The sequence below is a fragment of the Gordonia sp. CPCC 205515 genome, from assembly GCF_048537925.1.
Classification (GTDB): domain Bacteria; phylum Actinomycetota; class Actinomycetes; order Mycobacteriales; family Mycobacteriaceae; genus Gordonia.
This window is the reverse complement of the sequence record NZ_JBCLVJ010000011.1, coordinates 71,429-84,855: the sequence shown is the minus strand read 5'-3', so window position 1 is coordinate 84,855 and position 13,427 is coordinate 71,429. Positions and strand designations below refer to the sequence as shown.

Annotated in this window: 11 protein-coding genes; all 11 read left to right on the top strand. The window is 67.1% G+C overall.

The window, feature by feature from the left end; translation table 11 throughout:
- Positions 1–31: 31 nt before the first annotated feature.
- Positions 32–2,083, top strand: coding sequence for an acetyl/propionyl/methylcrotonyl-CoA carboxylase subunit alpha (locus AAFP30_RS17905; protein WP_419231333.1), 2,052 nt, complete (start codon positions 32–34; stop codon positions 2,081–2,083).
- Entirely contained in the window at positions 2,083–3,228 is a 1,146-nt protein-coding gene (locus AAFP30_RS17900; RefSeq protein ID WP_419231332.1) for an acyl-CoA dehydrogenase family protein, read from the top strand. Before AAFP30_RS17905 ends, AAFP30_RS17900 begins: the two co-directional genes overlap by 1 nt.
- On the top strand, positions 3,225–3,710 hold the full coding sequence (locus AAFP30_RS17895; protein ID WP_419231331.1) for a MaoC family dehydratase: 486 nt from the start codon (positions 3,225–3,227) through the stop codon (positions 3,708–3,710). The genes AAFP30_RS17900 and AAFP30_RS17895 overlap by 4 nt, the downstream gene beginning before the upstream one ends.
- Complete coding sequence (locus AAFP30_RS17890) at positions 3,710–4,621, top strand: HpcH/HpaI aldolase/citrate lyase family protein (protein WP_419231330.1); 912 nt, start codon at positions 3,710–3,712, stop codon at positions 4,619–4,621. The genes AAFP30_RS17895 and AAFP30_RS17890 overlap by 1 nt, the downstream gene beginning before the upstream one ends.
- Entirely contained in the window at positions 4,618–6,249 is a 1,632-nt protein-coding gene (locus tag AAFP30_RS17885) for an AMP-binding protein (protein ID WP_419231329.1), read from the top strand. Before AAFP30_RS17890 ends, AAFP30_RS17885 begins: the two co-directional genes overlap by 4 nt.
- 136 nt (positions 6,250–6,385) lie before the next feature.
- Entirely contained in the window at positions 6,386–7,612 is a 1,227-nt protein-coding gene (locus AAFP30_RS17880; RefSeq protein ID WP_419231328.1) for a hypothetical protein, read from the top strand.
- 153 nt (positions 7,613–7,765) lie between these two features.
- Complete coding sequence (locus AAFP30_RS17875; RefSeq protein WP_419231327.1) at positions 7,766–9,226, top strand: DUF6350 family protein; 1,461 nt, start codon at positions 7,766–7,768, stop codon at positions 9,224–9,226.
- Between the two features lie 133 nt (positions 9,227–9,359).
- Positions 9,360–9,941 carry a phosphoribosylglycinamide formyltransferase gene (gene purN / locus AAFP30_RS17870; protein ID WP_419231614.1) on the top strand — a complete coding sequence of 194 codons (582 nt, stop codon included), beginning with the start codon at positions 9,360–9,362 and terminating at the stop codon, positions 9,939–9,941.
- Positions 9,938–11,518: a bifunctional phosphoribosylaminoimidazolecarboxamide formyltransferase/IMP cyclohydrolase gene (gene purH / locus AAFP30_RS17865; protein ID WP_419231326.1), complete on the top strand. Its 1,581-nt coding sequence runs from the start codon at positions 9,938–9,940 to the stop codon at positions 11,516–11,518. The genes purN and purH overlap by 4 nt, the downstream gene beginning before the upstream one ends.
- Positions 11,519–11,530: 12 nt before the next feature.
- Entirely contained in the window at positions 11,531–12,274 is a 744-nt protein-coding gene (locus AAFP30_RS17860; RefSeq protein ID WP_419231325.1) for a sulfite exporter TauE/SafE family protein, read from the top strand.
- 203 nt (positions 12,275–12,477) lie between these two features.
- The gene (locus AAFP30_RS17855; protein ID WP_419231324.1) at positions 12,478–13,386 is read left to right on the top strand and encodes a TauD/TfdA dioxygenase family protein; all 909 of its coding nucleotides are present in this window, start codon (positions 12,478–12,480) and stop codon (positions 13,384–13,386) included.
- The last annotated feature ends 41 nt before the right edge of the window (positions 13,387–13,427 follow it).

Below are 13,427 nucleotides of genomic sequence, written 5' to 3'. Positions count from 1 at the left end.
GCCTTACGGGACGACGAAGCAAGGAACCACAGTGACCACTGCAGCCACCCATCCCATCCGCAGCGTCCTCGTCGCCAACCGCGGCGAGATCGCCTGCCGCGTCATCGACACCCTGCGCCGCATGGGGATTCGCAGCATCGCCGTCTACTCCGACGCCGATGCCGACGCCCGCCACGTCCGCGAGGCCGACGTCGCCGTGCGATTGGGACCGGCGCCGGCCACCCAGAGCTACCTCGACATCGACGCGGTGGTGCGCGCCGCGCAGCACACCGGTGCCGACGCGGTCCATCCCGGCTACGGATTCCTCTCGGAGAACCAGAAATTCGCGGCCGCCCTCGCTGACGCCGGAATCGTGTTCGTCGGCCCGCCGGCCGAGGCGATCGCCACCATGGGCGACAAGATCACCGCACGCGCCGCCGTCGTCGAGCGGGATGTGCCGGTGGTGCCCGGTCTTTCGCGTCCCGGACTCACCGACGAGGACCTGATCGCGGCCGCCCCCGACATCGGGTTCCCCGTCCTGATCAAGCCGAGCGCCGGCGGCGGCGGCAAGGGCATGCACCGGGTGGAGAACACCGCCGACCTGCCCGCCGCACTGCAACGGGCACGCCGCGAGGCCGGATCCGCCTTCGGCGACGATTCACTGTTCCTCGAGCACTTCGTCGACACCCCACGCCACATCGAGGTACAGATCCTCGCCGACACCCACGGCACCGTGATTCACCTCGGCGAACGCGAATGCTCACTGCAGCGACGCCACCAGAAGGTGATCGAGGAGGCGCCGTCGGCCCTGCTCGACACCGATACCCGCGCCCGCATCGGCGAGGCGGCCTGCGACGCCGCCCGCAGCGTCGGCTACACCGGCGCCGGCACAGTCGAATTCATCGTCTCGGCGAAACGCCCCGACGCGTTCTTCTTCATGGAGATGAACACCCGACTGCAGGTCGAACATCCGGTCACCGAGCTCGTCACCGGCGTCGATCTCGTCGAACAGCAGATCCGGGTCGCGCGCGGCGAGAAGCTTGCGCTGACCCAGGACGACATCGTGCTGCGCGGACATGCCATCGAGGCGCGCGTGTACGCCGAGGACCCGGCCAACGGATTCCTGCCCACCGGCGGCACCATCACCCACCTGATGGAACCGGAGACCTCGGACGCCGGTGGCGTACGCGTCGACTCGGCAATGTTCCCGGGCCTGGTCGTCGGCAGTGACTACGACCCGATGCTGGCCAAGGTCATCGCTTATGGCAGCGATCGAGAAGAAGCGCTGGAGCGGCTCGACGCGGCGCTCGCGCACACCCGCGTCCTCGGCGTGGTCACCAACGTCGACTTCTGCCGCTTCGTCCTCGCCCAACCGGCCGTGCGGGCCGCCGACCTCGACACCGAACTCCTCGACCGACTCGTCGTGGATTACGCGGTGCCCGAACCGGTTCCGGAGGCCTTGGTGCTGGCCGGCATCGCCCGCATCGGGCCGCGCGACCGTCAGGACGTGTGGCAGTCGGCGATCGGCTGGCGCATCGGCGACGCGGCACCGGTCATCACCCGACTCGTCAGCGGTGGACAACACCACACTGTCTCCATCCGCGTCGAGGAATCCACCGAGGATGCCGTGCGCGGTCAGGCCACGGTGACCTACGACGACGATCCCGACCGCAAACCCTGGAGTGCCGCAGTCGAATATCGGCGCATCCGGCGGGGTGCGGAGGGCAACGCCACCGAGGTCCGGCGGTTGATCGTCGACGGTGTCAGCCAATCGTGGTCGAAGGAGGAGATCGACGGCACCTGGTGGGTGTCCGGGCCACACGGCACCTGGACTTTGGAACTCGCTCGCCCGTTGCTCGACGAGGCCGCCGACGAGAAGGCCGGGGAAATCCTCAGCCCGATGCCGGGTACCGTCGTCGCAGTGTCCGCGTCCGCCGGTGACGAGGTCACCGCGGGCAGCCCGATCATCGTGGTGGAGGCAATGAAGATGGAACACACACTGACCGCCCCGACCGACGGCGTCGTTGCGCTGTCGGCGGCAGTCGGGGACAAGGTCGCCGCCGGCCAGACACTTGCCGTGGTGACCAAAGAGATGGAGAACTGATGGAACTCACCCAGGAGTACACCGACCTCATCGCCTCCGTGCGTGACTTCGCGCAGTCGGTGGTGGCGCCGGTCTCGGCCAAACACGATGAGGAACACAGCTTTCCGTACGAGGTCGTGTCCCAGATGGGCAAGATGGGCCTGTTCGGCCTGCCGTTCTCCGAAGAATACGGCGGGATGGGCGGCGACTACTTCGCGCTCGCCCTCGCGCTCGAGGAACTCGGCAAGGTCGACCAGTCGGTCGCCATCACGCTGGAGGCGGGCGTGAGTCTGGGCGCCATGCCCATCTACAGGTTCGGCACCGAAGAGCAGAAGCAGCGGTGGCTGCCGGACCTGACCGCCGGCCGCAATCTCGCCGGCTTCGGGCTGACCGAACCCGGCGCCGGCTCTGACGCCGGGGCCACCGCGACCACCGCCAAGGCCGACGGCGACTCGTGGATCATCAACGGCGGCAAGCAGTTCATCACCAACTCGGGGACCGACATCACCTCGCTGGTGACGGTCACCGCCGTCACCGGGGTGAAGGAGAACGGCCGCAAGGAGATCTCGACGATCATTGTGCCGTCGGATACCCCGGGCTTCGTTGCCGAACCCGCCTACAACAAGGTCGGCTGGAACGCCTCGGACACCCATCCGCTCTCGTTCACCGATGCCCGTGTGCCGCAGGAGAACCTGCTCGGCGAACGCGGTCGCGGCTACGCCAACTTCCTGTCCATTCTCGACGAGGGGCGCATCGCGATCGCCGCGCTGGCCACCGGTGCCGCGCAGGGATGTGTCGACGAAAGCATCAAGTACGCCAAGGAACGCCAGTCCTTCGGCAAACCGATCGGTGAGTACCAGTCGATCTCGTTCGCCATCGCGCGGATGGAGGCGCGCGCCCACGTCGCGCGCACCGCCTACTACGATGCGGCGGCAAAGATGCTGGCCGGCAAACCGTTCAAGAAGGAAGCGTCGATCGCCAAGATGGTCGCCAGCGAGGCGGCGATGGACAATGCACGCACGGCCACCCAGATCCACGGGGGCTACGGCTTCATGAACGAATACCCGGTCGCGCGGCACTACCGCGACTCCAAGATCCTCGAGATCGGCGAGGGCACCACCGAGGTGCAACTGATGCTGATCGCGCGGGAACTGGGGTTCGCATGAGCGATCCGGTGCGAATTGTTCAGCGCGGACTGTGGTTCGAAGAGTTCACCGAGGGCACCATCTACGAACATCGGCCCGGCCGCACGGTGACCGAGGCCGACAACGTACTGTTCACCACCCTGACGATGAACACCCAGGCGCTGCATCTCGACGCGGCGTGGTCGGCAGAGCAACCCGGATTCGGCGGGCAGCGACTGATCAACTCGATGTTCACGCTCTCCACCATCGTCGGACTGTCGGTGTCGCAACTCACCCAGGGCACGCTCGTCGCGAACCTCGGCTTCAGCGAGGTCGCCTTCCCGGCTCCGCTGTTCGCCGGCGACACCCTCTATGCCGAGACCGAGTGCACCGGGAAACGCGAATCCAAATCACGGCCGGGGGAGGGCGTGGTGAACTTGACCCACATTGGCCGCAATCAGCACGGCGAGGTCGTTGCGCGGGCAGCGCGGGCCACGCTGGTGCGCAAACAACCAGTGGAGTGATGATGGAGTTCGAACCGCAACAGTTGGTGAATCCGTGGAGCCCGCCGGGACCGGCGATGCTGTTTTGTCCGGCCGACCGACCCGAGCGTTACCAGAAGGCCCTCGAGCGGGCCGACGTGGTGATCCTCGACCTCGAGGATGCCGTTGCCCCCGACAACCGGGCCGCAGCTCGCGAAGCGCTCATCGCGAATCCGCTTGATCCCGACCGCACCATCGTGCGGATCAACCCGGCCGGCACCGGCGACTACCGCCGCGATCTCGCCGCCATCGCCGACACCAACTATCGGGTTGTCATGCAGGCCAAGGCCGAAGACGTCGAGTCGATCATCGACACCGCGATACAGACGATCGCGCTGATCGAGACGCCGCTCGGCGCCACCCGCGCCCATGAGATCGCCGCGACCATCAACTGCATCGGGCTGATGTGGGGTGCCGAGGACCTGGTCGCCGGATTGGGTGGCAAGTCAAGCAGATTCGGGCCCGACGAGAAGCGCGCGGGCCAATACCGCGATGTCGCACGGTGGGTGCGTTCGTCGGTGCGGATCGCCGCCGCCGCGCACGGCAAGTTCGCCGTCGACTCGGTGCACCTCGACTTCCGCGACGTCGATGGCCTGATCGACGAGGTCCGCGACGCCGTCGCACTGGGCTATACCGCCACCGCCTGCATTCATCCGTCGCAGGTGCAGTACATCCGCGACGGTTACCGTCCGTCCGACGACGAGGTGTCCTGGGCGCGTCAGGTCGTCGACGGCTCGGCCGAGCACCATGGCGGAGTCTTCAGCATTGATGGGCAGATGGTCGATGGCCCTGTGCTTCGGCAGGCCGAAGTGGTGCTTGCGAGAGTCGCTGCGCTGCAAGATGTCCCGACCTCTGACCCGACCGCGAACGCAGAAACCGGAGCGCAGTCATGACCGAACCCGCCTACGCGCAGGGTGAATCCAACCCGGCACTGCTCACCGAGACCATCGGCGCCACCCTGGCGCGCACCGTCGAGGCCTATGGCGACAATGTTGCGCTCATCGACGCCGCCGCCGGAAAACAGTGGAGCTATCGGGAATTCCACCGCGACGTCCGGGCGGTCGCCGCCGGCCTGCTGCGGATGGGGGTGCAGACCGGCGACCGGATCGGCATCTGGGCGCCCAACCGGTTCGAATGGGTCATCGTCCAGTACGCCACCGCCGAGATCGGTGCCATCCTGGTCAACATCAACCCGGCCTACCGGCAGAACGAGGTCGAGTACGCGTTGGCCCAGTCGGGCATCAGCGTCGTGATCGCCGCTGAACGCTTCAAGGACTCCGCCTACGCCTCGATGCTCACCGAGGCGCAGCCCAAGTGCCCGGATCTGCGGGCGATCGTGCTCTTCGAGTCGTCGGAATGGGCGGCGCTGCTATCGGATCCGAGCGGCGACGAACTCGCCCGGGTTGCCGAGATCGCCGCGTCGCTACACGCCGACGACCCGATCAACATCCAATACACCTCGGGCACCACCGGATTTCCCAAGGGCGCCACCCTCACGCACCGCAACATCGGCAACAACGGTTACCTGGTGGGGGAGTTGCTCGGCTACACCGACGCCGACCGGATCTGCATTCCGGTGCCCTTCTATCACTGCTTCGGCATGGTGATGGGTAACCTCGCGGCGACGAGTCACGGTGCCACCATGGTGATCCCGGCGCCCGCCTTCGACCCGGAGGCCACGCTGCGCGCGGTGTCCGACCACGGCTGCACCAGCCTCTATGGTGTGCCGACGATGTTCATCGCCGAACTCGCCTTGCTCGACAAAAAAGGTGCCGCAGCCGATTTCGACCTATCGACACTGCGGACCGGCATCATGGCCGGCTCCCCGTGCCCGGAACACGTGATGCGCCAAGTCGTCGACCGTATGCACATGAGCGAGGTGTCGATCTGTTATGGCATGACCGAGACCTCGCCGGTGTCCACCCAGACCCGCGTCGATGATCCGCTCGAGTTGCGGGTCGGCACGGTCGGTCGGGTGGGGCCGCACCTCGAGATCAAGATCGTCGACCCGGCGACCGGAGACACGTTGGAACGCGGTGAGACCGGTGAGTTCTGCACGCGCGGATACTCGGTGATGAAGGGGTACTGGAACAACCCGGAGAAGACCGCCGAGGCCATCGACGCCGACGGCTGGATGCACACCGGGGACCTCGCGGTGATGGACGACGACGGCTACGCGATGATCACCGGCCGTATCAAGGACATGGTCATCCGCGGTGGCGAGAACATCTATCCGCGGGAGATCGAGGAGTTCCTCTACACCCATGCCGACATCCTCGACGCCCAGGTGATCGGTGTGCCCGACGACAAGTACGGGGAGGAGCTGATGGCGTGGGTCCGGCTGCGGGACGGCGTCACCGACTTCACCGACGACGATCTGCGAGAGTTCGCCACCGGCAAGATCGCCCGGCACAAGATCCCGAAGTACGTGCATGTCGTCAAGGAGTTCCCGATGACGGTGACCGGCAAGGTACGCAAAGTGGAGATGCGTGCCGAGGCCACCGAGATCCTCGGTCTGTAACCCCGCGAGGTGTCGTCGGCGTCATTCGGGTGACGTCCCCGAGCAATCGGTTGTGTCGGCGTGTCGTGCCGGTGTACTAGTGTCGGCCCGGAACCATGCGCTCACCGTGGGGGCGAACGACGAGCAGGGAGAAGCAATGACCTACCAACCGGGGTCCGGCTACGGGCAACAGCCTGAATCGGGCCAGCAATCCTACGGGCAGTATCCGGGCCAACCCCAGTCCGGCCAGCACGAGGCGGGCCAGTCCGGTTATGGACAGTCCGGGTACGGCCAGTCCGGTTACGGCCAGACAGGCCACGGGCAGTCCGGATATGGCCAGCAGACCTACGGGCAGCAGGGCGGGTACGGGCAGCAGGGCTACGACCAGCAGCAGGGCGGGTACGCCCAGGGCTACGGTCAGAGCGGGTACGGCCAGCAGGGTTACGGCCAGCAAGGCTATGACCAGCAGGGCTATGGGCAGAGCGGCTACGGCCAGCAAGGCTACGGCCAGAGCGGCTATGGCCACTCCGCTCCCAAACCCGCGAGCGAGGGATTGCCGGCGAACATCGGTCAGATCCTTGCGATCGCCATCGGTGCGCTCTGCGCGGTGACGGTGCTGCTGAGCTTCTGGAACTACGGCTCGGCGATGGAAGGCGGCCTGTTTCTCGGTGCCCTCGCGCTGCTGACATTGCTGCCGCAGGTCAGCGCCAAGGTGATGGTCCCGATCATCGCGGCCTATGCAGTGGCAAACGCGCTCGCAGCGGTGTACCAGTCCATCTGGAGCTCCACGCACGACCTGCTGAGCATGCGGAACTCCGGCATCCAGTACTCCCAGCTCGCGGTCAGCCTGATCATCGCGGCTATTGCCATCTTCTGGTTGCTCGTCGTCCTGGAGAAGCTCAAGGTCGCACCCGGGGCTGCGACAACGACCGGATCGGTCACAACCACCGCAGCAAGCGCGCCGGTCACGACGGGTGGCGCGCAGAGCGGTGCAGCCGCCCAGGCCCCGAGTGCCGCAGTCGGCTACGGCGATGCAACTGCCGGCTCCTACGGCAGTGCGGGCACCCACCAGGCGGCGCAGAGTGGCTACGACGCAGCCGCCTACGGACAGTCGTCGTCCCCGTCGCATTCGTCGTCGTCGTATTCGTCCGGGTCGTATTCGTCCGGGTCGCATTCGCCTGCGTCGTATCCGTCCGGGACGGAGTCGGCCGCCGCGCCGGGCTCGTACTCCCCTTCTGCCGGCGCGACCTCGGGTGCGGCATCCTCGTCCGACACCACGCCTGCGAGCTATGGCGGCGGGAGCGCCGGATCGGCCGCGGCCGACGAGTCGGGCACCGACAACGCCACGACGATCATCAAGCCGGACAATTCCGGAAGCAACTGAGTCCGGAAACTACTGAGCTCTCGCACATGCCCCGCCGATCCCGGCGGGGCATGCGCATTTCTCGGGTGCGACGTATGAGACACGAGTCGCTTTCCGGTGATGCTGCGGCGCGTCGGACCGGTGTGAGCGGCGGGTCATGTCACGCTCGTACCGATGCCCGCACCACCCACCGATCAACTCGCGTCGCGTCTCCGCCAGATGCGGCAACTCAGTCGCGCCCAACATTCGATGTCCGAAGGGTCGGCGCGAGCACTCGTGGTCGTCGCCTTCACCGTTCCCGTACTGACAATGGCTCTCTGCGTCATCGCGGTGCTCGCCATCCTGTTGCTGGCCGGTAGCGGACTGTCCGGCGTCGGCACCACCGTCGGGGCGCTCTGGCTGGCCGCCCATCAGGTGCCGGTGACCATGAGCGGGGTCACCATCGGGGTGTTGCCGCTGCTGCCGACGCTGGCCATCGCCGCCGCGACGGCACGCATGGCCTGGTCGGCGGCGGGGCCCGAACGCTCGGGATCGGAACTCGCCGCTGTCGCCTGCGCCGCCGTCGGTGGTCCGCTGCTCATGACGGCGCTCGCGTTGGCCGTGGTGATGGACGGTGCATCGGTCAGCCAGGTGCAGAGTCCGCCCGCCCTCCTCGCATTCGCGTACACCCTCGGCATCCACGCCGCCGCGGCCGTCATCGGTATCTGCTGGCGACGCCACGACGAGACCTGCCAACGATTCGGCATCGGCGCCGCGGATCGACGCGGTCTGCGGCAAGGGATGGTGGCGGTGGCCGCCCTGATGGCGTGCGCAGCCGCGATCGTCGTCGTGCGGCTGGTCGTGCGCTGGCACGATCTCGGACAGTCGATCGCCGGCGGCAACGATTTCGACGGTTACCTCGGGCTGACCCTGCTGTCGATCCTGTATCTCCCGAACGCCGTGGTCGCGGCGGCCGCCGTGTTGGTCGGTGCTGACATCCACATCGGTACCGCCTCGGCCGACCTGCTGACTGCGCATCCCGGTCCGCTGCCCCCACTGCCGATCGCGGTGGTCCTCCCACAATCGGCCGCAGGCACCCTGGGCCTGCTCGGTTTCGTCGTGCCGGCGTCGATCGCCGTCATCGTCGCCCTGCGCTGCCGCGACGTGGACCCACTGGCCAATGTGCGGTCCGTGGTCGTCGCCGGCGCCGTGGCCGCGTCGGTGATGGCGTTGCTGGCCACCATGAGCGGCGGTGAACTCGGCGAGTTCGGTGCCGTCACCATCACGGTGCCGACCGCGGGGGTGTTCACCCTCGGCTGGATCGTGGTCGTCGGACTCGTGGTCGCGCTGATCCATGGATGCCTGCCGGCCACCCGTGCCGCCCGGATCGTCGCCGACGACGAGGACTGGGACGACGACGAACTCGGCTACGAGGACGAATACCTCACGGACGAGTACGACGACGACCTCGACGACGAGTACGACTATGTCGAGGACGAGTACGTCGACGCGGGTGAGTACGTCGACGACGATGCCGACGACTACGTTGACGCGTCTGACAACGTCGATCTCGGCGAGGAACACGACACCGACGTCCTGGCGCCCGGAGAAGACCTCGACACCGACCGGATCGAGTACTCCACCGACCGCCGGTGACCACTTACACCATGTAGACCCGACGCGGTCGGCATCGGCGCTGCCCACTAGGCTGACACGAGTGAACCCGACCCCGGTACCTCGTCCCGCCTCCGCGGGTCACGTACCAACCGATCGGGTGCCCATCGTGGTGATGGCCTCCGGAACCGGCTCACTGCTCGAATCGTTGCTGCGCCGCTCGGACGCTCCCGACGCCGCCTACCGGGTGGCTGCAATCGTGGTCGACCGGGACTGCCGGGCGGCCGACATCTCCCGCGAGTCCGGGATCCAACTCATCGACTGCCGGGTCGCGGCATATCCGGACCGTGCTGCGTGGGATGCGGATCTCGCTGCTCGGGTCGGCGCCGCCGAACCCGAGTGGGTGGTGACCGCCGGATTCATGAAAATCCTTGGTCCCGCGTTCCTTTCGCGATTCGGCGGACGCGTCGTCAACTCTCATCCCGCGCTGCTGCCGTCATTTCCCGGCGCCCACGGGGTGGCCGATGCGTTGGCGCACGGCGTCAAAGTAACCGGTGCCACAGTGCATCTCGTCGACGACGGGGTGGACACCGGGCCGATCCTCGCGCAAGAGGTCGTCGCGATCCGCGTCGACGACACCGAGGACAGCCTGCATGAACGAATCAAGTCGGTGGAGCGGATACTGCTCGCCGACGTGGTGACGGACCTCGTCACCAAAGGTGTAGTGATCGACGGACGAAAGGCCATCATTCCGTGAACGCACAGAGCCCCTCCGACGGCGCCCGTCGACCGATCCGCCGCGCGCTGGTCAGTGTCTACGACAAGTCCGGGCTGACCGAACTCGCGACGGCACTCAACGGCGCCGGGGTGGAGATCGTCTCGACCGGGTCGACCGCGAAAACCATTGCCGACGCCGGTGTCCCGGTGGTCGAGGTGTCGTCGCTGACCGGCTTCCCCGAATGCCTCGACGGCCGGGTCAAGACCCTGCACCCCAAGGTGCACGCCGGCATCCTGGCCGACAGCCGCAAGCAGAGCCATGTCGATCAACTCGCGGATCTCGGTGTGGCACCGTTCGATCTCGTCGTCGTCAACCTCTACCCGTTCACCGCGACCGTCGCATCGGGCGCGTCGCCGGACGAGTGCATCGAGCAGATCGACATCGGCGGCCCGTCGATGGTGCGCGGCGCGGCCAAGAACCATCCGAGCGTGGCCGTCGTCGTCGACCCGTACGACTACGAGGCGGTCGCGTCCGCCGCCGCGTCCGGCGGATTCACCCTCGCGCAGCGACAAGAGTTCGCCGCCAAAGCCTTTCGGCACACCGCCGACTACGACGTGGCCGTCGCGTCGTGGATGTCGAGCACCGTCGCGCCCAGCGTCGACGGCTCGCAGTTCCCGGAATGGGCCGGCGCCACGTGGAATCGGTCGTCGGTGCTGCGGTACGGCGAGAACCCGCATCAGGCAGCGGCGCTCTACCTGTCCACCGCGGAGCCGAGCGGGCTGGCCTCTGCCGAGCAACTGCACGGCAAGGAGATGAGCTACAACAACTACACCGACTCCGACGCCGCGTGGCGCAGCGCCCATGACTTCAGCGCGCCGGCGGTCGCAATCATCAAGCACGCCAACCCCTGTGGCATCGCCATCGGCGACGACATCGGGGAAGCGCACCGCAAAGCGCACGCCTGCGATCCGGTCAGCGCCTACGGCGGGGTGATCGCCGCCAACCGGGAGATCACCGTGGAGATGGCCGAACAGGTGGCCGAGATCTTCACCGAGGTCATCATCGCTCCGGGATTCGCCGACGGCGCGCTGTCGGTGCTCACCCGCAAGAAGAACATCCGCGTCCTGCGCGCGGTACCGCCGACACACGCCGGCATCGAGACCCGCCCGATCTCCGGCGGTCTGCTGATGCAGCAGCGCGACGTCCTCGACGCCGACGGCGACGACCCGACCACCTGGACGCTGGCGGCGGGCGCGCCGGCCGACCCCGATACTCTGCGTGACCTCGAATTCGCCTGGCGGGCCTGCCGTTCGGTGAAGTCCAATGCCATTCTGCTGGCGGCCGACGGGGCGTCGGTCGGCGTCGGCATGGGACAGGTCAACCGCGTCGACTCCGCTCACCTGGCCGTCAACCGTGCCGGCGAGCGCGTCGCGGGCAGTGTCGCCGCGTCGGATGCGTTCTTCCCGTTCCCGGATGGCTTGGCGGTTCTCATCGCCGGGGGTGTGCGCGCGGTGGTGCAACCGGGTGGTTCCATCCGCGACAACGAGGTCATCGAGGCGGCCGCGGAAGCGAACGTGACGCTGTACCTGACCGGTGCACGCCACTTCGCGCACTGAGTCCGTGATCTGGTGAACGCGGCGGAATTTCTTTTTCTCGTCGCCGCGGGATTCGGTGCGGGGCTGATCGGTTACATCACCGGATTGGCGTCGGTCGTCAGCTATCCCGCGCTGCTCGCCGTGGGCCTCAGTCCGATTGCCGCCAACGTGACCAACACCGTGTCGCTGGTCGCGGTCGGCATCGGCAGCACTGCCCAATCCGGGCGGGTCATGCTCGATGGCGACCGGCGTCGCCTGATCGGCGGCGTGGTGGTGTCGCTGATCGGCGGCACGATCGGTGCGGTGACGCTGTTGATCACGCCGCCAGGTGCTTTCGAGGCGATCGTGCCGTTCCTCGTCGCGCTGGCGGCGGTGGCGTTGCTGCTGCAGCCGATGCTGCGGCGCTGGGCGACCTCCCATGAGGATCGGCCCGGAGTGTGGCTGTTCTCGCTGCTGGTGATCTCGGTCTATGGCGGATACTTCGGCGCAGGTGCGGGCATCATGGTGCTCGCCTTGATGCTGGTGCTCACCAGCGAACCGCTGTGGCGGGCCGCGCTTTCCAAATCGCTGTTCCTGGGCATCGCAAACACCGTTGCCGCGGTGGGCTTCATGCTGTTCGGGCCGGTGCACTGGTGGGCAGCGCTGGCGATGGCCATCGGCTGCCTGGCCGGCGGCTACTGCGGCCCGCCGGTGGTCAAGCGGCTACCGGCCGAACCGTTGCGGATCGCGGTCGCGATCGGCGGTCTGGCGCTCGCCGTGTGGCTCGCGGTGCGCTGATCCCGCACAGGCGAAGAGTTATTCTCAGCGTGCGACAAACCCTGGGCGGCCGGCTTTCGGTCGATTAAACAGTAGGGGTGACTTCGACCGCCTCCGCATTGTGTGCGCACCGGATGCACTGGTCGGACGGTTCGCATCACGGATCGCCGCCGGCAGGCACCTGATTCCGTCCTGCCCCAGCACGATCCGATGAAGGACCTCTGATGACACTGCCTGCCACCCATTCCGCCGACACCGCAACCGCCATCACCCCGGCAACGATCACCGCGGGCGTCGAGTTCGACATCGATGAGTTCGGCCCGAGCTTCGGTGCCGAACTCCGCGGCGTCGACGTCGCCTCCGCCAGCGACGATCAGATCCTGGCGATCCGCCGCGCACTGATCGACTACAAGGTCATCGTGCTCCGCGACCAACAGCTCGACGACGCCGCGCACGTCGAGTTCGGTCGGCGCATCGGCGAACTCACCATCGGACATCCGGTATGGGATTCCGGCGACGTCCCCGACGAAGTGTTCTCGCTCGATTCGGCAGACAACGGCTTCGCCGATGTTTGGCACACCGACGTCACCTTCATGCCGCGGCCACCCATGGGATCGATCCTGCGGCCGGTCGTGTTGCCGCGCAACGGCGGTGACACCAACTGGGCCGACGCCGAACTCGCCTACCATTCGCTCGCGGAGCCGGTGCGCGCACTGGTGGACGGTCTCACCGCGGTGCACGACGGCAGCCGCGAGTTCGGCTACTACCTCAAGCAACGCCGTGGTGGCCGCGGAAACGTCTGGGACGGAAAGGAAGTCACCGAGCTTCCGCCGGTCAGTCATCCGGTGGTGCGGGTCCACCCAGAAACCGGACGCAAATCGTTGTTCGTCAATCCCGGCTTCACCTCGCATATCGAGGGCGTCTCGGATGCCGAGAGTCGAGGCATCCTCGATCTCCTCTACGCCCACCTGACCAAGCCGGAACACATCGTCCGTCATCGGTGGCGCCTCGGCGATCTGGTGTTGTGGGACAACCGTAATACCGTGCACTACGCCAATCGTGACTACGGCGACAACCGTCGCGTCATGCACCGGATCACGCTGCGGGGCGACGCACCGGTCGGCGTGGCCTGACGGCGCTATTCATCCCGGGGCTACTCAACCGGGGCTATTCA

What these genes read in the sequence shown, in the direction of transcription:
- AAFP30_RS17900 (WP_419231332.1), top strand. Translation starts at nt 2,083, where the DNA reads ATGGAACTCACCCAGGAGTACACCGACCTCATCGCCTCCGTGCGTGAC.
- AAFP30_RS17890 (WP_419231330.1), top strand. Translation starts at nt 3,710, where the DNA reads ATGATGGAGTTCGAACCGCAACAGTTGGTGAATCCGTGGAGCCCGCCG.
- purN (WP_419231614.1), top strand. Translation starts at nt 9,360, where the DNA reads ATGGCCTCCGGAACCGGCTCACTGCTCGAATCGTTGCTGCGCCGCTCG.
- AAFP30_RS17885 (WP_419231329.1), top strand. Translation starts at nt 4,618, where the DNA reads ATGACCGAACCCGCCTACGCGCAGGGTGAATCCAACCCGGCACTGCTC.
- AAFP30_RS17895 (WP_419231331.1), top strand. Translation starts at nt 3,225, where the DNA reads ATGAGCGATCCGGTGCGAATTGTTCAGCGCGGACTGTGGTTCGAAGAG.
- AAFP30_RS17855 (WP_419231324.1), top strand. Translation starts at nt 12,478, where the DNA reads ATGACACTGCCTGCCACCCATTCCGCCGACACCGCAACCGCCATCACC.
- AAFP30_RS17875 (WP_419231327.1), top strand. Translation starts at nt 7,766, where the DNA reads ATGCCCGCACCACCCACCGATCAACTCGCGTCGCGTCTCCGCCAGATG.
- AAFP30_RS17880 (WP_419231328.1), top strand. Translation starts at nt 6,386, where the DNA reads ATGACCTACCAACCGGGGTCCGGCTACGGGCAACAGCCTGAATCGGGC.